This is a genomic window from Pseudomonas sp. TWI628, from assembly GCF_039673865.1.
GTDB lineage: Bacteria > Pseudomonadota > Gammaproteobacteria > Pseudomonadales > Pseudomonadaceae > Aquipseudomonas.
In genome coordinates this window covers 1-20,298 of record NZ_JBDJMM010000053.1, presented here as the reverse complement: position 1 = coordinate 20,298, position 20,298 = coordinate 1, and the positions used below count along the sequence as shown (strand labels likewise).

16 protein-coding genes are annotated in these 20,298 nt (G+C 62.1%); 4 read left to right on the top strand and 12 right to left on the bottom strand.

The genetic code is table 11. From position 1 onward, the window contains the following. Nucleotides 1-301 precede the first annotated feature (301 nt). Complete coding sequence (locus tag ABE528_RS26935) at nucleotides 302-790, top strand: hypothetical protein (protein WP_346654586.1); 489 nt, start codon at nucleotides 302-304, stop codon at nucleotides 788-790. A 192-nt stretch (nucleotides 791-982) separates the two neighbouring features. On the opposite strand, the gene ABE528_RS26930 is transcribed toward ABE528_RS26935, so the two are convergent. Genes ABE528_RS26930 through tssI form a run of 4 tightly spaced genes read right to left on the bottom strand, consistent with a single transcriptional unit; the run spans nucleotide 983 to nucleotide 7,501 of the window. Beyond that, a complete protein-coding gene (locus ABE528_RS26930) occupies nucleotides 983-1,252 on the bottom strand; it encodes a PAAR domain-containing protein (protein WP_346654585.1) in 270 nt (89 codons plus the stop codon). A gap of 2 nt (nucleotides 1,253-1,254) precedes the next feature. Further along, nucleotides 1,255-2,937 carry a DUF2875 family protein gene (locus ABE528_RS26925; protein WP_346654584.1) on the bottom strand — a complete coding sequence of 561 codons (1,683 nt, stop codon included), beginning with the start codon at nucleotides 2,935-2,937 and terminating at the stop codon, nucleotides 1,255-1,257. Continuing rightward, the gene (locus tag ABE528_RS26920) at nucleotides 2,934-4,949 is read right to left on the bottom strand and encodes a DUF3274 domain-containing protein (protein ID WP_346654583.1); all 2,016 of its coding nucleotides are present in this window, start codon (nucleotides 4,947-4,949) and stop codon (nucleotides 2,934-2,936) included. Before ABE528_RS26920 ends, ABE528_RS26925 begins: the two co-directional genes overlap by 4 nt. Further along, the gene (gene tssI / locus ABE528_RS26915) at nucleotides 4,946-7,501 is read right to left on the bottom strand and encodes a type VI secretion system tip protein TssI/VgrG (RefSeq protein WP_346654582.1); all 2,556 of its coding nucleotides are present in this window, start codon (nucleotides 7,499-7,501) and stop codon (nucleotides 4,946-4,948) included. Before tssI ends, ABE528_RS26920 begins: the two co-directional genes overlap by 4 nt. Before the next feature lie 166 nt (nucleotides 7,502-7,667). Between tssI and ABE528_RS26910 the strand changes: the two genes are divergently transcribed. After that, nucleotides 7,668-8,414 carry an SDR family oxidoreductase gene (locus ABE528_RS26910; RefSeq protein WP_152956890.1) on the top strand — a complete coding sequence of 249 codons (747 nt, stop codon included), beginning with the start codon at nucleotides 7,668-7,670 and terminating at the stop codon, nucleotides 8,412-8,414. 10 nt (nucleotides 8,415-8,424) lie between these two features. On the opposite strand, the gene ABE528_RS26905 is transcribed toward ABE528_RS26910, so the two are convergent. The 5 genes from ABE528_RS26905 to ABE528_RS26885 form a co-directional block, all read right to left on the bottom strand. Beyond that, nucleotides 8,425-10,488, bottom strand: coding sequence for a PAS domain-containing protein (locus ABE528_RS26905; protein WP_346654581.1), 2,064 nt, complete (start codon nucleotides 10,486-10,488; stop codon nucleotides 8,425-8,427). Nucleotides 10,489-10,551: 63 nt separating this feature from the next. Then, nucleotides 10,552-12,171, bottom strand: coding sequence for an ATP-binding protein (locus ABE528_RS26900; protein WP_346654580.1), 1,620 nt, complete (start codon nucleotides 12,169-12,171; stop codon nucleotides 10,552-10,554). Between the two features lie 56 nt (nucleotides 12,172-12,227). Continuing rightward, complete coding sequence (gene mapR, locus ABE528_RS26895) at nucleotides 12,228-13,637, bottom strand: GntR family transcriptional regulator MpaR (protein ID WP_152956893.1); 1,410 nt, start codon at nucleotides 13,635-13,637, stop codon at nucleotides 12,228-12,230. Between the two features lie 39 nt (nucleotides 13,638-13,676). Continuing rightward, nucleotides 13,677-15,047 carry a cytochrome c oxidase accessory protein CcoG gene (ccoG, locus tag ABE528_RS26890; RefSeq protein ID WP_346654579.1) on the bottom strand — a complete coding sequence of 457 codons (1,371 nt, stop codon included), beginning with the start codon at nucleotides 15,045-15,047 and terminating at the stop codon, nucleotides 13,677-13,679. A gap of 122 nt (nucleotides 15,048-15,169) precedes the next feature. After that, the gene (locus ABE528_RS26885) at nucleotides 15,170-15,409 is read right to left on the bottom strand and encodes a DUF3203 family protein (protein WP_152956895.1); all 240 of its coding nucleotides are present in this window, start codon (nucleotides 15,407-15,409) and stop codon (nucleotides 15,170-15,172) included. Nucleotides 15,410-15,544: 135 nt separating this feature from the next. On the opposite strand from ABE528_RS26885, the gene ABE528_RS26880 reads away from it, so the two are divergent. Then, nucleotides 15,545-16,063 carry an MgtC/SapB family protein gene (locus ABE528_RS26880; protein ID WP_152956896.1) on the top strand — a complete coding sequence of 173 codons (519 nt, stop codon included), beginning with the start codon at nucleotides 15,545-15,547 and terminating at the stop codon, nucleotides 16,061-16,063. Between the two features lie 532 nt (nucleotides 16,064-16,595). On the opposite strand, the gene ABE528_RS26875 is transcribed toward ABE528_RS26880, so the two are convergent. From ABE528_RS26875 to ABE528_RS26865, 3 genes are all read right to left on the bottom strand, one after another. Continuing rightward, nucleotides 16,596-17,495: a hydroxymethylglutaryl-CoA lyase gene (locus ABE528_RS26875; RefSeq protein WP_346654578.1), complete on the bottom strand. Its 900-nt coding sequence runs from the start codon at nucleotides 17,493-17,495 to the stop codon at nucleotides 16,596-16,598. A gap of 13 nt (nucleotides 17,496-17,508) precedes the next feature. Next, entirely contained in the window at nucleotides 17,509-17,907 is a 399-nt protein-coding gene (locus ABE528_RS26870; RefSeq protein WP_060513138.1) for a MerR family DNA-binding transcriptional regulator, read from the bottom strand. 63 nt (nucleotides 17,908-17,970) lie between these two features. Beyond that, the gene (locus ABE528_RS26865; RefSeq protein WP_346654577.1) at nucleotides 17,971-18,849 is read right to left on the bottom strand and encodes a helix-turn-helix domain-containing protein; all 879 of its coding nucleotides are present in this window, start codon (nucleotides 18,847-18,849) and stop codon (nucleotides 17,971-17,973) included. Between the two features lie 129 nt (nucleotides 18,850-18,978). On the opposite strand from ABE528_RS26865, the gene pobA reads away from it, so the two are divergent. Further along, a complete protein-coding gene (gene pobA / locus ABE528_RS26860) occupies nucleotides 18,979-20,166 on the top strand; it encodes a 4-hydroxybenzoate 3-monooxygenase (RefSeq protein ID WP_346654576.1) in 1,188 nt (395 codons plus the stop codon). The last annotated feature ends 132 nt before the right edge of the window (nucleotides 20,167-20,298 follow it).

Genomic DNA, 20,298 nt, shown 5'->3' with positions numbered 1-20,298 from the left:
GGCCGCAGCGCTTGACGGGCATCCATGCCCGTCACCTCCCTCCGCAAGACCTGCGCTCGGCCTCCTGAAGTCGCATTCGGCGTTTGCTGAACTACCGCGCGCTTAGAAGCAGAGCAAAAGCAAAAGCAAAAGCAAAAGCAAAAGCAAAATAAATCAGCAGCGCCAGCGATCCGTCTTGCAAAACTTCAGCAGCGCATCGATATCTTCGCAGCCTGACAGATCCACCGCTATCGCGTAGAATAAGGCCCTTGTTGGTGTTGGATTACACCCTGAGTCAAATCACATCGATAAAGGACTATTCATGCGTAAATTTCTCCGTTTGCCAGTCTCGAAAGTAACCCGTATTACGCTTCTTTCGCTCATTGCACTGACCTTTGGCGCGACAGCAACGGCGGCTGATTACGCCTGTGACGGATTTGTCGGTAGTTTCGCCAATCGTCCCGATAATGAAGCAGTTTTGAAAATTGTTAAAGATGGCGACGGCTTTGTAGTGTTTGTCCAAGGTGACTCACCTGACGACTGGGAGCGCGTGCCGCTGAACGTTGGCATACCCGAAGATATACAGAAAGAGCTGCTCGCGGAGGGAAGGAAAATGATTCCGCTAACGTGCGCATTATCAGCTGACGGCGTTTTACTCTGGCAGTTTCCGGTCGGTAGCCCAGACAACCCTTCTGAGAGCAAAAGCCGCAACCGTTCCAAGTACCCGCAAAAGACCCCTTATTTGATGATCGTCAACGCGGGAGTTGTTGCTGGGGAAACTGGACTATACCGAGTTAGAACAAAGGATTAAGCCCGCCTAGGGTAAGCGTCCGCCCAACTCACCTTGCGTAAATGCCCAGGCCATGACGGGGTTCATGTCGCGAAGTACCATGCCGGTTCCTGTGCTTAGAGTTGGACAATCCAGATGAAGCAGAGCCAGAGCACAAGCTGTACTCTGGCGATCCGCTGATGGGGTTCGAAGTTGGTGTTCTGAATCTCGTGACTACGTGACGCTCACACTCAGCGCATGGCTGGCCACGCCGTGACACCCGCAGGCCAGCCGATGGCCTTGCAGCACTACCGGCTTACCGTTCAGGCGTCGGCTTGGATGCCCTTCGATAAAGGCAAAAACCCCTTGGTGAAGCGGGCAACTGGCCTTGTCGCCCAGCACCGCTGGCGTTTTACCGTTGACGGTGTGGGTGCCGGCCAGCTGGCATGACAGTACGCTGCCCCCGCTGCTGGTGGGGTCGCCCAGACAAATGGGAGGGTTCATGCCTAGGATCGTCCGATACTTGGGAGGCCATACTTGAACGGGTCAGCGCCACGGTTCTGCTGGTTCTTCGCTTTGCGTGCCTCATCTGGCGGGCTGATCATCTGCACGGTGAGGCTGCCGTCGCTGCCGGCGTACACCACGGCACTGGCACCGCCATCGAGGTAGCTGGCGATGGTGGCCAGGTTGATTTCCACCAGCGCGCTGCTGACACCGGTATTGCCCAGGCGTCGACCGATGTCATAGCCCTCGTCGACATTGCCCACGTCCAGGCCTTGGCCATCGGTATTGAGGCTGTGCAGGGCATTGGTCAGGGCGATTTCTGCTTCAGCGTTGTTAGTGGTGTCGTAGAACACGCGCACCGGTTTTTGCCCAGCGGGCAGGGTGTCGAGGGCCTTGAGCCAGCCTGCTTGCAAGGCCTTGGCCTGCAATGCGGGTTTGAGGCGCTTGCCGTGTTCGTCCTGCATCGAGACCTTGATCGGACGGTGCAGGTAGCCCAGCACCGGCGCTGCGTCGAACTCCTTCAGCTGGTGTTCGGCCCAACGCACGGGCAGCCAGGGGGACGGTTCGAAATGGCCTGGGCCGCGGTTGTCGATGGTTTTCCACAAGGTGGGCAGTTGCGATTGCCAGTAGGCGCTGGACATGGTGTAGGAGAGTGCTGGCGCTTTAGCGCCTTTGGCATGTTCGTCGGCTTTATACCAGTCTAGAAATGTCTTGCTCCGGTCCCAATAAAACGCCCACAACTTGCCAAAGTCAGTTTTTTTGTCCTGATTGTCCTCGGCGTCGCGGGTGACGAAGGGGCGAATGTAGCGGTCCACTCGGTCCGAGCGTGTGACCAGCAGGCCAGTCGCGTTTTCGTAGATCGTTGGAACCACGTGGCCATTTTGCAATCCCCGTGTGCCCGGTTTGCGATAAGGGTCACGCGCCACGTCACCGTCCTGGCTCGCGATCAAGGCCTGGGGCACCTTGGGGTTATCGTCAAAAAACGTGAACAGTCGCTCGATCATGCCTTGGGCATGGGTAGTGTTTTGATCGTCTTGCCACAGAAACTGGGTAACGCCCAAGGTTGCTGCATTACGCCCTTCATTGATCAGGCCTGCTGCTCTATACCCTTTTGCGTACGGGTCGGGCGGCCCCAGCGAAAACACCGGGATTGGCCAGTACGCTACTGCCTCACCTGCCGAATTTTTGAATGCGATACGGGCTTTGATGTCTGCTGAGTTTTCCCTGGATGTTAATGATGGGTTGTAGTCTTTAGCGTCCTGCGGGTAGATCGACGCGAAGTTGTCGTTTTTCTTTTTGATGAACTGCCAGATTTTGGACTGACCATCTGTGTGAATTCCAATTCCGACGCCTCGAATTTCTAGGGCGTAGGTGCGGACCTGGGTGGCCTGTATTTCGGCGTTTCTGAGCTCCATCTGGTTTCGATAATTGGCAAACTCTGCCTTCTCACTCGCCAGGGCATTGCCCCACCAATGGATGCCGAAGATCATCAGTAGCGGACCGACAATAGCGGCAATGCCCCAGGCCATGACGGGTTTCATGTCGCGAAGTACCATGCCGGTCTCCTGTGCTTTGAGTTGGACAATCCAGATGAAGCTGAGCCAGAGCACAATTAGCACCCCGGCGATCAGCTGATAAGGTTTCAGGTTGGGCCGTGTCTTAGGGGAGGATGGGTAGTCCTTCATCGACTGGCTCCACTTTCAGGTGCTTTGGCCACCAGAGACGGTGGAGTGAGCGAGACTAGGCTTGAAGGTGGGAACAGGCCAAATTGGTAATAATCACTACTGGCATTAACTAATGTTTGAGCCTCTCCGCTTAGTCGCGACCAAGCCGGTAATTCATTGATCTTCTGTAATTTTCTTTTATCTATCTTCCAATCCGCAATCGCAACCAACAGCTCCCGCATATCCGGATCATCAAGGCTGTGAGCCTGGCCAATAGCAATGTCCATCGCCGTTACCCAGCGCTGGTTTTCCGGGCTGCGCAAAACAGCCGAGTGGTAGCTGTTTGCCTCCCTTTCTTTCGGATCTTCAGGCATCCGCTTCTGAATTTCATTAGGCGTTTCTTCACGGTAAATGACGTACTCCTTCACCTCTGAGCCTCGATGCACGGCAGCTTGGCTTATGGCTGAAGTTTGATCACCGGGCTCTTTGCCAGCGTTCCACCGGGCCAGTTCTTCATCCGTGTTCACGCGATGAGGGCTGGTACGCACCTTGAACCATTTGAAGCGGGCTTTCGGATTGCCCAGCGCGGAGCGGATACTCACGTCATCGGGGCTGTCCATGCCTGCCTGTGTGGGTGTGCCCTCCTTTGCCTCGCCGCCAAACAGCTTAGGAGCATGGGGGGGAGTCAAAGGTTCGGCATTGATCAGCACTTCTTCACCTTTTGCTATTGGCGCTTGCGAGGCGATAGCGCCGCCTGACCACCCGCCAGGGTAGCGGGGTTCCCCTTTGGCACGCAGCACCGTTTGTTGTATGGCGTCGCCGACCAGTACCGGCTTACCGTCGCGATGACGCTTGGTCCACAGGCGCTGGTAAAATCGCACGGACTGCAACGCCGCCATCGCCGGTTTGCCGTCCGGCAAGGCATTGGGTACCCCATAGGTACCGATGCCATGCACGTCGTCCAGGGCGACGGTGGTGTCGTCCGGGCAGAAGTACAGGTAAACCTTGCCGCGATTATCACGCTCGGGAAAAACGGTGAAGTTGCCGACCGTGTCCCTGCGCGAGCCCTGTATGGGGGACCACCTGGGGCCCGTGCGACCGCCGTAGGTCTTGCTGTCCCTGAGTGCGGACAGCGGCGGCTGGGCGTGGGGCGCCTGGGTGACTGCGGTGGCGATGTTGATCAATGTGGCGAGCGTGTCATGGCCTTTGGGGGTGGTTTTGGGCAGCACACTGTAAGGCGTGTCCACCATGATGACGGTGTCGGCACAGCGTTGGCCCTTGTCGATCAACAGGGCTTGCGCAAGCAGGGTAATCAAGGTGCCTTGACTGTGGCCCATGATGGTGATGGTTTCATCAGGCGATACACGGCGGATCTCACTGACCAACATGGCCAATCGCGTTGCTGCGAGCACAAAGTAACGCCGGTGTGGCCCTTTACCCATGTACTGGGTGTTGGAGAGCATGGGTTGTGCGAGATGCCGGATAACCTTGGCAAAGCCTGGGCTGTACATCTCCAGCAGGTTGTTGGTGGCATTGGCGAAGAACCCGCCGCCTTTGGCGAAATGCCGGTCCAGACGGTTTTCGAATACGTCCTGGTATTGGCCGCGCAGTTTGGTCGGGTCGTCGTTTTTATCGCGCTTGATCTCGCCAGGCTCAGCGCGATAGCCCCAGTAAAACGGGATCATCAGGCTGCGGGTTTTGGGGGTGTCCGCATCTCGCTGATAAAGGAACGTGTCTGGGTCGTCGAGTGTGGCTTTATGATCCTCACCGAGTTCTTCAGTTGGGATTTTTTTTGCAGCACTGTAGTCAGCCCCATACCGCCCCGCCTTCAGGTCAGGCCGGTCCAAACGCTCGTTCACCCCTTGGCACAACCCTGTCTCCACCGACTCGTAGGAAGCCCCCGGGTCATTCACACCGTGCAAGAAAATCACCACCCCTGGCAGGTCGGCGGGCACTTCCATTTTGCGTTCGGTACTGAAGTTGGGCATCAACCGAGTGACGCTTTCAGCCACGGTAATTTGATCGCCACTCATTGGCTGCCTCCTTTGCTGCTGGTGCTGCGCAGCGCAGCCACTTGTGCCTGGTGCATCGCCTCGCGCTCGACGTGTTCGGTGAGCCCGCTGGCGTCAGTCAGGCCTTGCACGGTACTGCCGTCTTCAAGTTTGATCTGGTAGGCGTGGTCTACGGCCATGCGCACGCTGTCGTCGGCATGCCCTGGGTAGTGGAAGGCCAGGCGTTGTGCCGCCGGGTCGCGGGTGAAGGCCGGCACCTGGGCGCTGTCGGTTTTAGCGCCGACCCAGTCATGCTCGCTGGCATGGACGATCACCTTGCCCTGGCTGCCAATTTCGACGCCGCCACCGATCTTGATGTAACTGCCATCGTCGGCCACCAAACGAATGGTGGGTGCGGTGACGACTACCTCGCCTTCGGCGGCTGACAGGTGCAGGTTCTTCTGCGCATTGACGGTGATGTCGTCTTCCTGAGCCTGGACCAGCACTTTGCCGCGGTTGGCGATGGCACTGATGCCTTCATCCTGAGCGAAGGCACTGATGCCCTTGCCGGCCTGCAGGCGCATGGCGGCGCCGCTGGTCAACTGCAGATGGTCCTGGGCGGTGGTGTCGTGGTTGGCGCCGGCGTAGTGGAGTTGCGAGCGCGGTGTGGCACTGGCAATACCCGCTTCTGCCGCAACGGCCATGACGGGTTCGCCGGGGCTATCGCTGTCGGGCGCAGGCCACTGGTTCAGGGCCTGACTCAAGGCGTCGATACCCTCGCTGTTCATGGCTGCACCGCCTCGTGCGGCGGCCGTTTGCCCGAGGTTCTTGAACAGTTCGCCACACTCGGCCAGCAGCTTGAGCAGTTCTTCGCGGTCCAGCTGCGCCCCCGTGGCGTCCTGCCGTGCGTAGGTGGTCAGCAACAGGCCCTGGGCGGCGCGCAGGGCAATCGCGGCGTCGGTGCGCAGTTCGGCACCGTTGCCTCGGGCCTTGGCCTGGCCGTCAGTGCGTGGCTCGGTGAGCTTGCCCAGGTTGAGTGCCGTGGCGTGGTGCGTGGTACCGACGCGGGCACGCAGGGCGCCTGGTGTGTCGTCGAACAACAGCTCGTTGAAACCGCGGCCCTGGTGCTCCTGGGTCTGGATGCCGGAGAGCGTGCGGTTGCCTGGCAGGCCTGAGGCTTTGCTGAAGCGCGGCGGCGTGTGGTCGGCGTTGTACAGCACCGAGGTGACCACCGGGCGGTCGATATCGCCGGCCAGGAAGGTGACCAGCACTTCCTGGCCGATACGTGGCAAGAACTGATGGCCGAAGCCATTGCCGGCGCTGGGCATCGCTACCCGCACCCAGGTGGTGCCCTGCGGCAGGCTGTCGCCGCGCTGCCAGTGGAACCTGACCTGGATACGCGCCAGCTCATCGGTAAAGACTTCTTCGCCCTCCGGCCCGACCACGATCGCACTGAGCGGCCCGTTGATGGTGGGGCGCGGCACGCTGATCGGGTGGCGGTAAGGGATGCTCTGGCGAATACAGACAAACTGGTTGTCGTAACCTGCGGGCTCATCGGAGAAGTAATTGTTGCGACCCTGATGCGCGACCGACACCAGCAGGAACTGGCGAGCGTCTGCCGGGCCGTGTTCATGGTCGAAGTGCTGGGTCAGTTCGAAGCTGTAGCCCGGCCGCATGGCCCGGCAGTTGCTGCTGCCGGTGAAGGTCTTGGCCTGGGCTTCGATGATCTCCAGGTGGCGACGCACCAGCGCTTCGCCCTCATCGCGCAGGCCATGGCTGTAGGCACCGAAAAAATCGTAGACCTCGTAGGGCGGGGCGTCGCCTTGCTCATTGAGGCTGACCATGTCTACGGACAACGGATTTCTGGGCTGCTTGTAGTCGAACGTCTGGATGGCCATCTTGCCCGGTTGCAAGGCCCGGTGGCTGCGCCACTGGGTGATCGAATCACTGGTCTCGGTAACAAAGGCGCTGTGGTAGCGGATTCGCGGTTGTTCGGGCAGCGCTTCCAGGCCCTGGGATCGATCGGTGATGATCAGGCTGTGCCCGTCGTGGCTGTGATCGAAGTAGAAGAACAGACCATCCTGCTCCAGCAAGCGCAAGACGAAGTTCAGGTCGGTTTCGCGGTACTGGGTGATGTAGCTGTGGGATTTGAGTGGCTTGTACAGGCGAAACTCGAATTGGCGCAACCCGCCGTAATGCTCGAACACCGTGCGAATGACCGCTTCGATGGTCTGCTCTTGAAAGATCCGCGAGTCGACGCGGCGCGTCAGCATCCACAGCCAGGGGCTCAGTGTCGCGCTGTAGCGCGCCAGGCCTCCGTCGCTGCCCAGCAGGTTGAAGCGGGTGATGTGGCCATGGATAGGGCGCCCGCCGCCGTCGGCCAGTTCAATCTCCATAAGGGCGGGCTGGCCCATCAATGATTTGAGTTCGAGCCTGGCATCCTGGCTGATCAGCGCCAGCTCGAAACTGAACAGCGTGGACAACCCTTCATTACCGCTGAAGTGTTCCAGCAACAACGCCTGGTCGTCCTGGATGGGGGTGGTGAGCTTGATCAAACGGCGGTTTTGCGGTGCAAAAATGTTCGTCAATTCCATCGACGTCTTATTCCTTTTCGAAACAAGCTGCGCAAGGTAGCACAGGTTTCAGCAGGGTCGGCCGCATCGGGGCGCGCCATAGTTTGTCAAGACGTGACGGTCATTCCATTGTCAGGATTTTTCACCTATTGTCGGGCCTCCGCCCCTCAACGATCCATCAATCGCCATGCACAACGTCATCGTCATCACTGGTGCCAGCCGTGGCATCGGTGCCGCCACCGCCCTGCAGGCCGCCCGCGAGGGCTATCGCATCTGCATCAACTACCACGCCGACGACCAGGCCGCTGAAAGCATCCTCGCCCAGGTCCGCGCCCTCGGTGCCGAAGCCATCACCGTGCGTGCCGACGCCAGCGTCGAAGACGAGGTGATCCAGCTGTTCCATCGCGTCGATCAGGAACTCGGCCCGGTGACCGCGCTGGTCAACAATGCCGGCACCATCGGCCAGCAAAGCCGCGTCGAGGATATGTCCGAGTTCCGCCTGCTCAAGGTGATGAAGACCAACGTCGTCGGCCCCATGCTCTGCGCCAAGCACGCGCTGCTGCGCATGGCCCGCCGCCACGGTGGGGCAGGCGGGGCGATCGTCAATGTGTCTTCGGTCGCGGCGCGCCTGGGCTCACCCAACGAGTACGTCGACTACGCCGCCTCCAAAGGCGCGCTGGATACCTTCACCATCGGCCTGGCCAAGGAAGTGGCGGGTGAGGGCGTGCGGGTCAATGGCGTGCGCCCGGGTTACATCCACACCGGTTTCCATGCCCTGTCCGGTGACCCCGACCGCGTGACCAAGCTCGAACCCGGCCTGCCCATGGGCCGCGGCGGCCGTGCCGAGGAAGTGGCCGAGGCGATCCTCTGGCTGCTGTCGGACAAGGCCTCGTACTCCACCGGCAGCTTCATCGACCTGGGCGGCGGGCGCTGAGGGCTGCCTGTCAGGGCAGCTCATCCGCCAGCAGCTGACGGACCCGCTCGGCCAGCGCTTCGAGCTCGAAGGGCTTGGTCAGCACGCTGGTACCCTGCAGCAGCTGGCCATCGCTGAGCGCCGCGCTCTCGTCGTAGCCGGTGATGAACAGCACTTTCAGCTGCGGAAACCGTTGCCGGCAACGCTCAGCCACCTGGCGGCCATTGGGACCGTCGGGCAGGCCGATATCGCTCAGCAGCAGGTCGGGCTGTCCGCACTGCTGCATATGCGCCAGTGCGGCAGAGCCATTCTCGAAGGCCTCGACCTGATAGCCCAGTTCTTCCAGCACTTCGCCGACCACCAGGCGCAGCGCAGCCTGGTCCTCCACCAGTATGATGCGTTGCCCGCCCGCGCTGCTGGCCAACGGCTTGCGCGCAAAGGGCTGAGGGGGCACGCCTGGTTGTTGGTGATGGCGCGGCAGGTACAGCTCGACCCTTGTGCCCTCGCCGGGGGTGGAGAGCAAGCGCAGCTGGCCCCCCGACTGGCGGACAAAACCGTAGGTCATCGATAACCCCAGGCCGGTGCCCTGGCCCAAGGGCTTGGTGGAGAAGAACGGGTCGATGGCCCGCGCTGCCACTGCGGCGCTCATACCATGACCGCTGTCGGCCACGCTCAGCCGCACATAGTCCCCGGCGGCCAGTTCCAGTGGGCGCGCCTGCTCGCTGTCGAGCGTGAGGTTGTCGCCCTGGATATCGATGGTGCCGCCGCCCGGCATGGCGTCACGCGCGTTGATACACAGGTTGAGCAGGGCGCTTTCCAGTTGCGGCGGGTCGATGAAGGTCGGCCACAGCCTGGCCATGAAGCGACTGCGCAAGGTAATCGAAGGGCCGATGCTGCGGCGTATCAGTTCTTCCATGCCATTGACCAATGCCGAGACCTCGGTCGAGCATGGTTGCAAGGTCTGCTGGCGCGAGAAGGCCAACAGCCGGTGCACCAGCGATGAAGCCCTTTGCGCCGCGCCGCTGGACAGCGCCAGCAAAGGCTCCAGTTCTTCGTAACGCTGCTGGCCCAGGCGTTGTTGCATCAGCTCCTGAGCATTGATGATGCTGCCCAGCAGGTTGTTGAAGTCGTGGGCGATGCCACCGCTGAGCTGGCCCACGGCCTCCATCTTCTGCGCCTGGCGCAGCGCCTGCTCCGCCTTGGCCAGGCGCTGTTGTTCCTCGACCCGCTCACTGATGTCGTAGGCAAACAGATAGGCGCCTTGCACGTTGTCGTCCTGGTCGCGCAAGGCGTTGAAACGCAGTTCATAGTGGCGTGGCCCGAACGCACCGATCTCGGTGAACTGTTCGCCTGCCAGCGCCCGCTGCCACATCGGCATGATCTGCGTATCGTCTGTCAGCTGGTGGTTGCTCACCACTGCCGGCAGGTATTCACCGACTTCCGGCGTATGGCCGTACAAGGCATGAAAATCGTGCTTGGCCTGGCGGTTGACTGCCAGCCAGCGCAGGTTGCTATCGACCACATGCACGTTGACCACGCTATGGTCGACCAGCTCGGCAAACAGGCGGCGCTCGGCCAGGGCCGTACTGACCCGCTGTTCGAGCTCTTCGTTGAGCTGCTGCAAGGCCAGCTCGGCCTTGCGCCGCTCGGTGACATCCTTGAACAGCACCGCGACCTGGCGGCGCTCTGCCGGCTCCACGCGGAAGGTGGTCACCGACAGCACATGGCCGGTGGCGACCAGCTCCTGCTCGAACTGTAGCGGCTCGCCGGTGCGCAGCACTTCACCGTAGCGAGCGACCCAGTCGTCCGCCTCGTCGGGCACCATCTCGCGCAGTTTCTGCCCGACCACGTTGGGGATGCCGGCATGCTTGGCGTAGGCGGTGTTGGCAAGAATGTGCACATAGTCGCTGAGCGGGCCATGGGGGCCGTCGAAGAACTCGATGATGCAGAAGCCTTCGTCCATGGTGTCGAACAGAAAGCGATAGATGTTCTGGTCCTGATCGGCGTGTTGCAGCAGCTGGCTCTCCAGGTGCGCGTTACGTTGGCGCAGGGTTTCGATTTCCTGATGCAGGGCGAGCAGGTCGCGGTGGGGCATGGCGACGTCCGACAGAAATGAATGGCCAGACTTTACCCGTACGCAACGCGGGCGCATAGCGGGCTACAGCGACAAGTGGCGATTTTCCAGCAGCTGCGCAACCTGCCGGTTGAGGGTCGCCAGATCGAACGGCTTGTACAGTACGGCGCAGTGCTGGCCAGGGCTGGCATCGACCCGATTGCTGGCATAGCCGGTGATGTACAGCACGGCGAGGGTGCCGGACAACTTCTGGCAGGCTGTCGCGACCTGGTAGCCATCGATGCCGCCCGGCAGGCCGATGTCGGTGATCAGCAGGTCCGGGCGCAAGCCGCTCTGCATAGCTTGCAGCGCACAGCGGCCGTCGCTGAAAGCATGCACATGGTGCCCCTGGTCCTCGAGCACCTCGCTGATCAGCAGCCGCAGGTTGTCCTGGTCTTCCACCAGCAACACCACCTGCGGCGCTGAGCCGGACTGCTCGCTTGGCACCTGTGGCGGCACACTGGCTGGTTCGTTGGCTTCACAGGAAGCCCGTGGCAAGTAGAGGTGGATGCAGGTACCTTGCCCCGGCTCGCTGACGATGCGCAACTGCCCGCCGGACTGGCGCACGAACCCATACACGATCGACAGCCCAAGGCCTGAGCCCTGGCCCAGTGGTTTGGTGGTATAGAAGGGCTCGAACGCCCTCTGCAGCACCTCGCTGGGCATGCCGACGCCGTTGTCGCAGACGCTGACGTGCAGGTAGGCGCCGCCGGTCAAGTCCAGCGCGCGTGCCTGCAGCTCATCGAGCTGAGTGTTTTCACTGGCGATGGCAAGCGTGCCCCCCAACGGCATGGCGTCGCGGGCATTGATGCACAGGTTGAGCAGTGCGCTTTCCAGTTGGTGCGGGTCGATCTGCACCAGCCACTGTCCGGCTTGGGTCTGGTCAATGAAGGTGATGCGCGCATCGAGCGAACTGGCAATCAGCTCGTGCATGCCGGCCACCAGCTGCTGCACGTCCACCGGCTGTGGCATGAGCGTCTGTTGGCGCGAGAAGGCCAGCAGGCGCTGTACCAGTGCGGCGGCACGTTGGGCGTTTTGCCGGGCAACACCGAGCAGCCGGCTGGTGTCCTGGTAACGTTGCTCGGCCTGGCGTTGTTCGGCCATTTCCAGGGCGCCGAGAATGCCACCGAGCAGGTTGTTGAAGTCGTGGGCGATACCGCCAGTCAACTGGCCGACTGCTTCCATCTTCTGCGATTGGCGCAGGGCCTCTTCGATCTTGCGCACGCGCTCCTGTTCGGCGACGCGTTCGCTGATGTCGTAGGCGAACAGGTAACCGCCCTGGATGCGCTGCTGAGCGTCGCGCAAGGCGTTGTAGCTGATTTCGTAGTGGCGCAGGGCATTGGGCGGGCCGAGGGCGATGGTGTCGGTGAACGCCTCGCCGGCCAGCACGCGCGGCCAGACCGGCTCCAGCCATTTGACGATGTCGGGCTGGTTGGCAATGAACTGGGGAATGTAGTCGCCCACCTGCGGCACGAAGCCGCGCAGGCGCTTGAAGGTTTCCTGCGCGGTGCGGTTGATCGCCAGCAGGCGAAGGTTACGATCGGCCGCGAAGACGTTGGCCTGGCTGTGATCGACCAGCTCGCCCAGCAACTTGCTGTTGGCTTGGGCCTGGTCGATGCGTTCCTGCAGTTGTTGTGTGGAAGGGGGCGAGTCGTCAGGCTGCATGGGGCGATCCAGCGTGTGGGTCGCACAACTATAGCTGCACTTGTGCTGGCCTTCCTTCAGAACGAGCGGATGATGCGCCCCAGGGTTTCCATGGCCTGTTCGGCGGCCTCGTTCCACGGTGTGCCGTAGTTCAGGCGAATGCAGTTGCCAAAGCGCCGGGTCGGCGAAAAGATCGGCCCCGGGGCGATGCTGATGCCCTGGGCCAGGGCCATGTGGAACAGTTTCAGGGCGTCCATCTGCTCAGGCAATTCCAGCCACAGGAAGTAGCCGCCAGAAGGCTGGCTGACGCGGGTCTGCGCCGGGAAATGGCGGGCGATGGCCGCCAGCATGTTGGCCTGCTGGCCCTCCAGGGCGTAGCGCAGCTTGCGCAGGTGACGGTCGTAGCCGCCGTGTTGCAGGTAGTCGGCGATGGCCGCCTGGGCCGGCATCGAGGCGCACAGCGAGGTCATCAGTTTCAGCCGCTCGATCTTCTGCGCGAAGCGCCCGGCGGCCACCCAGCCGATGCGATACCCCGGTGCCAGGCTTTTGCTGAACGAGCCGCAGTGCATCACCAGGCCTTGGGTGTCGAAGGCCTTGGCCGGTTTGGGGGCTTGTTGCGAGTAGTACAGCTCGGCGTAGACATCGTCCTCGATCAACGGCACCTGGTGGCGGCGCAGCAGTTCGACCAGCGCCTGCTTCTTCGCCTCGGGCATGCTCGCGCCCACCGGGTTCTGGAAGTTGGTCATGCACCACACGGCCTTGACCGGGTGCTTGTCCAGGGTCTGGGCCAGCACCGCCAGGTCCATGCCCTCGCGCGGGTGCACCGGGATCTCCACGGCCTTGAGCTTGAGCCGCTCCAGTACCTGCAGGCAGGCATAGAAGGCCGGCGCCTCGATGGCCACCAGGTCGCCGGGCTCGGTGACCGCCTGCAGGCACAGGTTCAGGGCTTCCAGTGCGCCATTGGTGATCAGCAGTTCTTCCATCGGCAGCATCAGCCCACCGACCATGTAGCGCAGGGCGATCTGCCGGCGCAGTTGCGGGTTGCCCGGCGACAGGTCGGTGACCACCATGCGCGGGTCCATGGCCCGGCTGGCGCTGGCCAGCGAGCGCGACAGGCGTTGCAAGGGGAACAGTTCGGGGCTGGGGAAGGCCGAGCCGAACGGCACGGTGCTCGGGTCCTTGATCGAGTCAAGGATGGAAAACACCAGGCCGCTGACGTCCACCTCGGTCGATTCGCTCAGTGGCTCCAGCGCCTGCGGTTCACTGAACTGGCGCGGGGCATGGGCGTTGACGAAGTAGCCCGAGCGCGGCCGTGCGCGGATCAGCCCGCGGCGTTCGAGCAGGTAGTAGGCCTGGAACACCGTAGACGGGCTGACGCCGTGGGTCTGGCTGGCATAGCGTACCGAAGGCACGCGCTGGCCTGGGCCGAGCACCCCGGAGCGGATCAGTTCGGCAATGTCGTCGGCGAAGCGTTCGTAGCGTTTCATGGGGGCTCGGCAGGCAAGGTGAATAATCAGTGTAAGGGATCAGCGGTTCAGTGGCGCCACGAAGCGGCTGCGGGCCACGCTGCGTACTGCGGGCTGGTCGCTGTCCTGGATCTCGAAGGCCAGTTCCTGCGAGCTGCTTGCCGGGCGCTCGGTGAGCATCGCCACCGATACGGGAAGCGCGCTCATTTCCCCGGCCGGGATGCTGAACTCGGTGCTGCCGTGCAGTTCGAAGCCTTCGGCATCGAGCAGGCGCAAGTGGTAACGCTGGGGCTGCGCGGTCTTGTTGATGACCTTGAGCAGGTAGATGTTCTCGATCTGGCCTTGAGCGTTCTCGCGGAACAGGCCGCGGTCCTTGATCACGTCCAGCGACACCATCGGGCGCAACTGCAGGGCCACCACCAGCGCGCCGATCATCAGCACCAGCGCAGCGGCGTAGCCCAGCAGGCGCGGGCGCAGCCAATGGGTGGCGCCGCCTTGCAGGCTGTGTTCGGACTTGTACCCGATCAGGCCGCGGGGGTAACCCATCTTGTCCATCACATTGTCGCAGGCGTCGATGCAGGCGGCGCAACCGATGCAGGCCATCTGCAGGCCGTCGCGGATATCGATGCCGGTGGGGCAGACCTGCACGCACAGGGTGCAGTCGATGCAATCACCCAGGCCCTGGGCGCGGGCGTCACTGCCTTTCTTGCGCGGGCCGCGGGATTCGCCACGGCGCGGGTCGTAGGCCACGGCCAGGGTGTCCTTGTCGAACATCACGCTCTGGAAGCGCGCATAAGGGCACATGTGCAGGCACACCGCCTCGCGCAGCAAGCCAGCATTGATATAGGTGGCAGCGGTGAAGAACAGTACCCAGAACAGCGCCACGCCGCTCAGTTGCAGGGTGAACAGTTCATGGGCCAGCGGGCGGATCGGCGTGAAGTAGCCGACGAAGGTCAGCCCGGTGAGCACGCCGATGGCCAGCCACAGGCTGTGCTTGAGCGTGCGCCGGGCCAGCTTGTTCAGGCTCCAGGGCGCGGCGGCCAGCTTGATGCGCTGGTTGCGGTCGCCTTCGGTGGCCTTTTCGCACCACATGAACAGCCAGGTCCAGGTGCTTTGTGGGCAACTGTAACCGCACCACACCCGGCCGGCGTAGACAGTGATGGCGAACAGGCCAAAGGCACAGATGATCAGCAGCGCCGAGAGCAGGATGAAGTCCTGCGGCCAAAAGGTGGCGCCGAAGATGTGGAACTTGCTGTCGGCCAGGTCCCACAGCACGGCCTGGCGACCGTTCCAGTCGAGCCAGGCGGTGCCGAAGAACAGCACGAACAGCGCGCCGGCGAAGGCAATACGCAGCGTGCGGTACAGGCCGGTGAAACTGCGGGTATGGATGCCATTGGCGGCAATCTGGATGGCATGGATTCGTTCGGTCATGGCGTCGGTGCTCTTACGGCCTCGATCAGGCACGAGCACTATGGCCCCCGAACTGTTTTCAGCACAGGCTCAGGTCAGGCGATAAAAACCATATCAGATTGCCGCAATTTGTGTCCCGAGCCTCAGATCACCGAGCCTGGCGTGCTGGCCTTAAGGTGCCTGCGGCTATCCACCGCACCCGCCACGGTCAGCGCGTCGGCTTCGGCTTCAGTGATCGGGAAGCGCTCGCCGGCGAGGATGGCCACGGACATGCGCAGCTGTTCGTCGGTGATGATTTCGATCTCCGGGCCTTTGCCTTCGATGCGCAGCTTGTCGCCGATGAGGGTGCAGCGTTGGGTGCTTTCTTCGACTTCGATGGGCATGGTGCGGTCCTCCGGGGGCGGTTACAGGTTGTGACCACAGGCGCTGGGAGGTTGCTGCATCGGAGTGCCGGGTGGGCACTTTGCTGTGTGTGTGCGGGTCAACCTTCAAAGGCTAACCTGTTCGGGACCCATGCAATGGATCAGATCTGGCAAACCATCCAGGCAGAATTCGCCGACATCACCAATGAACGCGAAGTCATCCAGATTCTCGTCCGCCTGCTGATGGCGGCCGTGCTCGGCGCCGTGCTGGGCTTTGAGCGCGAACACAAAGGCAAGTCCGCTGGGGTGCGCACACACATGCTGGTATCCCTGGGCGCTGCATTGTTCGTGCTGGCACCGAGCATGGCGGGCTCCGATGCACAGGCCTTGAGCCGGGTGATCCAGGGCATCGTCGCCGGCATCGGCTTTCTAGGGGCAGGCACCATTCTCAAAGGTAACGGCCAGGACACCAGCCACGTGAAAGGGCTGACTACCGCTGCGGGGCTGTGGATGACGGCGGCAATCGGTACCGCTGCAGGCATGGGGCGAGAAGCCACGGCGCTGATCAGCACAGTGCTGGCGCTGTTGGTCTTGGGCACGATGCCGCTGCTGGTGGAGAAGGTCGAGGGGCAGGACGAGGAGAAGCAGAAAGAGGAGGAGGGCAGGAAGCACTGAGGGGAGCCGAAGCTCCCCTCAAAGCGTTGTTGCCTGCTCTTTTTTTATTATTGAGGCCGGCCTTTTGTTGTTTTTGTAGGCTAGCCTTGATGTCGCGTGCGACCCCCATCCGGGGTCAAGAGCAAACGTATTTTTTTGAGCGCTGACCTGCATTCATCCTGTGGATCCGAGCCTGACTGCCGCTACCTTCAGGTAGTTTTATTGTTCTGTGTCAGCCCGCGGGGCGAACCCCTGAAAAGCCTGTCGACTCCAAAAAAATCTGCTTGCTGCGCCTCTGCCGTGTTGTTCTTGTTATGTCAGAGCCGTTACATGTTGTTTTTATTGGTTATCGCGTTTTTCTTGTTGTTGTATCAAACATATAGCAGGTGCCGTGCCAACTTTTGAAAAGCCTTTAAAATCAATGGGTTGACAGGTTTTGACGAAATCCGACGCCCTGAGAATCTGTCGATTTGTTTCCCTGTTACCCGATTTTTTGCTGGAAACTGTGGGGGAGGTAACACTCACCCACACTCATGTGACACCTGTATGAAACTCATGCTGCGCTGCGCGCACGTGCCACCCGCGAACCGTTGGCCCGGCCCAGCACCGTGCTGATGCGTTGCCCGGCGGCGATCAGCCGGTCGAGGTCGATACCGGTCTCGATGCCCAGCCCCTGCAGCAGGTACAGCACATCCTCGGTGGCGATGTTGCCGGTAGCGCCCTTGGCATAAGGGCAGCCCCCCAGCCCGGCCACCGAGCTGTCGAACACGCTGATGCCTTCGAGCAGGCTGGCATACACGTTGGCCAGGGCCTGGCCATAGGTGTCGTGGAAGTGGCCGGCCAGTTGTGCGCGGGGCACTACGGCCGACACCACCTCGAACAGCCGGCGGGTGTCTCCGGCCGTGCCGGTGCCGATGGTGTCACCCAGCGACACCTCGTAGCAGCCCATGTCGTGCAGGGCCCTGGCCACCGGTGCTACCTGCTCGGCGCTGACCTTGCCTTCATAAGGGCAGCCCAGCACACAGGACACGTAACCGCGTACCCGCACGCCATGGCTGCGCGCAGCCTCCATGATCGGCTCGAAGCGCTGCAGGCTTTCGCTGATCGAGCAGTTGATGTTGCGCTGGGAGAAGGCCTCGGAAGCCGCGGCGAACACCGCCACTTCCTTCACCCCGGCAGCCAGGGCGTCCTCGAAACCGCGCAGGTTGGGCGCCAGCGCGGCATAGGTAACACCGGCGCGCTGGCGGATGCTGGCGAACACGTCGGCGGAGCCCGCCATCTGCGGCACCCATTTGGGCGAAACGAAGCTGCCGACCTCGATATAGCTCAGCCCGGCGTCGGTCAGGTCGTCGACCAGGCGCACCTTGTCGGCGACGCTGATGGGCTGGGCTTCGTTCTGCAGGCCGTCGCGGGGGCCGACTTCGACCAGGCGGACTGTTGCGGGCATGGGCATGGTGGGGTTCCTGTCAGCGTTTGTCGTTGTTGTTCAGGGTGGCAGCCAGGGCCTGCTCGCAGCGCTCCTGGGCAGTGTCCAGTTCCAGTTGCATCTGGTGGATGTCGAGCATCTGCTGTTCGAGCTGGGCGCGACGCTCGGCGATCTTCGCCAGCATGCTGTGAAGCTGCTTGAGGTTGCCGCTGCTGGGGTCGTACAACTCGATCAGTTCACGGCATTCGGCCAGCGAGAAGCCGATGCGCTTGCCACGCAGGATGAGCTTCAGGCTGACTTTGTCACGGGCCGAATAGATGCGCTCCAGGCCACGCCGCTCGGGGCTCAGCAGGCCCTGTTCCTCATAGAAGCGGATGGCGCGGGTGGTGATGTCCAGTTCGCGGGAGAGGTCGGAGATGCTGTAGGTCTGGCTGCTCATGCTTGGGCTCGGCGTGGGGTATGCCAGTATCCTGAGGGCAGGTTGACGTTTACGTCAAGCAGATCAGTCGGGCTGCACCGCACGCCGGTAACCATTGGGCGTCTGCCCGCTCAGGCGCTTGAAAAAGCGGGTGAAGTAGGTCGGGTCGCTGAAGCCCAGGCTGTCCGACAGCTGGCCGATGCTCATGCGCGTATAGATGAGGTTGCGCCGCGCCTCCAGCAGCAGGCGCTGGTGGATCACCTGCAATGCGGTCTGCCCGCTCAGCGCCCGGCATAGCTGGTTGAGCTGCAGGCTGGGGATGTTCAGGCGCGCGGCGAAGTCCTCCACCGACAGGTGTTCGCGGTAATGCGCCTCGACCAGCCGCAGGTATTGCCCGAGCAGCTGCCGGTCACGTTCGTCGCGGTTACGTGGGGCTTGCCCCAGTCGCTGCCGGCGGCTGATCCACACCATCAGCGCGGTCACCAGCGCGTCGAGCATGGCCGCCCGTGCAGGGGCGTTGCCCTCGTATTCCTGCTGCAGCGTTTCGATCAGGCCGCGCAGCTGGATGCGGTCCTTGCCCAGTGGGTAACACGCCGCTTTTGCCAGCACCCCCAGCGGCGCGCCCAGGCGCTGTTCCAGGTCAGCTACCAGCGCGGTGCCGAAGGTCAGCACATGGCCCTGGATATCGGCGCTGAAGCGAAAACCATGCACGGTCAGCGGCGGCACCACCTGTATCGCGGCTTCCAGAATGGTGCTGCGCACGCCCTCGATTTCCACCTGAGCTTCGCCGCGCTGCACATACAACAACTGGAACAGCTCGGCGTGCTGGTGCGGCTTGATTTCCCAATGATGCAGGCGGCTGCGCGCCGGGATCGACTCGCAATGCAGCAGGTCGGTGCCGGGCCAGTGCTGGTTTTCGCCATATAGCTGGAACAGCGGAACGCCGGGGAGGGTGGATCTCATGTCGTGATTGCCTGTCCGTTAATCGAACGCTTTTTTTAAAAGTGCATTTTTTGCATCGGATAACACACTTATTTGGCGGTTATTGCCAGTAAAAATGCAAGGGCACCCCCTCTCGACGAGATAAAAACAATGAACACTCAGGTTGCAATCATTGGCGCCGGTCCGTCCGGCCTACTGCTCGGTCAGTTGCTGCACAAGGCAGGCATCGACACCGTCATCCTCGAACGCCAGACCCCCGAATACGTACTCGGCCGCATTCGCGCCGGGGTGCTTGAACAAGGCACCGTCGACTTGCTGCGCGAAGCCGGCGTCGCCGAGCGCATGGACCGCGAAGGGCTGGTCCATGAGGGCGTTGAGCTGCTGGTGGCTGGCCGTCGCCAGCGCCTGGACCTGAAGGGCCTGACCGGCGGCAAGACGGTGATGGTCTACGGCCAGACCGAAGTCACCCGCGACCTGATGCAGGCCCGCGAAGCCAGCGGCGCGCCGATCATCTACTGCGCCAGCAACGTGCAGCCGCACGAACTCAAGGGCGAACGGCCCTACGTGACCTTTGAAAAGGACGGCCAGACCCAGCGCCTGGACTGCGACTACATCGCCGGCTGTGATGGCTTCCACGGCGTCTCGCGCAAGAGCATTCCCGAAGGCGTACTCAAGGAGTACGAGCGGGTCTACCCGTTCGGCTGGCTGGGTATGCTGTCCGATACCCCACCGGTCAACCACGAACTGATCTACGCCCACCACGAACGGGGTTTCTCGCTGTGCAGCCAGCGCTCACAGACGCGCAGCCGCTACTACCTGCAGGTGCCGCTGGAAGAGCGGGTGGAAGACTGGTCCGACGAGCGTTTCTGGAACGAACTCAAGGCGCGCCTGCCCGAAGACGTGGCACAGCAACTGGTCACCGGGCCTGCGTTGGAAAAGAGCATCGCGCCACTGCGCAGCCTGGTGGTCGAGCCGATGCAGTACGGCCACCTGTTCCTGGTCGGCGATGCCGCGCACATCGTTCCGCCGACGGGCGCCAAGGGCCTGAACCTGGCGGCCTCCGACGTCAACTACCTGTTCCGGATCCTGGTCAAGGTGTACCGCGAAGGGCGCACCGACCTGCTGCAGCAGTACTCGCCGCTGGCCCTGCGCCGGGTCTGGAAGGGCGAGCGTTTCAGCTGGTTCATGACCCAGCTGCTGCATGACTTCGGCGAGCACAAGGATGCCTGGGACCAGAAGATGCAGGAGGCCGACCGCGAGTACTTCCTGACATCGCCGGCGGGGCTGGTGAACATCGCCGAGAACTATGTGGGGTTGCCGTACGAAGAGGTGGTTTAGGGGTTTTGGGGGTAGGGCGAAAGAGGTTTGTCGCCTGTGAAATCGAGCGCCGCCCGCGCGGCGCATCGCGAGCTGCGCTCGCTCCTACGTTTGTTGCAGGTAAACTGGCCCGAAACAATCGTAGGAGCGAGC

Bases quoted from the DNA above. Each gene is read 5' to 3' on its own strand.
- ABE528_RS26930 (WP_346654585.1), bottom strand. From the start codon at position 1,252: ATGAACCCTCCCATTTGTCTGGGCGACCCCACCAGCAGCGGGGGCAGC.
- ABE528_RS26885 (WP_152956895.1), bottom strand. From the start codon at position 15,409: ATGCCCATCGAAGTCGAAGAAAGCACCCAACGCTGCACCCTCATCGGC.
- mapR (WP_152956893.1), bottom strand. From the start codon at position 13,637: ATGAAACGCTACGAACGCTTCGCCGACGACATTGCCGAACTGATCCGC.
- ABE528_RS26925 (WP_346654584.1), bottom strand. From the start codon at position 2,937: ATGAAGGACTACCCATCCTCCCCTAAGACACGGCCCAACCTGAAACCT.
- ABE528_RS26865 (WP_346654577.1), bottom strand. From the start codon at position 18,849: ATGAGATCCACCCTCCCCGGCGTTCCGCTGTTCCAGCTATATGGCGAA.
- ABE528_RS26920 (WP_346654583.1), bottom strand. From the start codon at position 4,949: ATGAGTGGCGATCAAATTACCGTGGCTGAAAGCGTCACTCGGTTGATG.
- ABE528_RS26900 (WP_346654580.1), bottom strand. From the start codon at position 12,171: ATGCAGCCTGACGACTCGCCCCCTTCCACACAACAACTGCAGGAACGC.
- ABE528_RS26875 (WP_346654578.1), bottom strand. From the start codon at position 17,495: ATGCCCATGCCCGCAACAGTCCGCCTGGTCGAAGTCGGCCCCCGCGAC.
- ABE528_RS26905 (WP_346654581.1), bottom strand. From the start codon at position 10,488: ATGCCCCACCGCGACCTGCTCGCCCTGCATCAGGAAATCGAAACCCTG.
- ABE528_RS26935 (WP_346654586.1), top strand. From the start codon at position 302: ATGCGTAAATTTCTCCGTTTGCCAGTCTCGAAAGTAACCCGTATTACG.
- pobA (WP_346654576.1), top strand. From the start codon at position 18,979: ATGAACACTCAGGTTGCAATCATTGGCGCCGGTCCGTCCGGCCTACTG.
- tssI (WP_346654582.1), bottom strand. From the start codon at position 7,501: ATGGAATTGACGAACATTTTTGCACCGCAAAACCGCCGTTTGATCAAG.
- ABE528_RS26870 (WP_060513138.1), bottom strand. From the start codon at position 17,907: ATGAGCAGCCAGACCTACAGCATCTCCGACCTCTCCCGCGAACTGGAC.
- ABE528_RS26880 (WP_152956896.1), top strand. From the start codon at position 15,545: ATGGATCAGATCTGGCAAACCATCCAGGCAGAATTCGCCGACATCACC.
- ccoG (WP_346654579.1), bottom strand. From the start codon at position 15,047: ATGACCGAACGAATCCATGCCATCCAGATTGCCGCCAATGGCATCCAT.
- ABE528_RS26910 (WP_152956890.1), top strand. From the start codon at position 7,668: ATGCACAACGTCATCGTCATCACTGGTGCCAGCCGTGGCATCGGTGCC.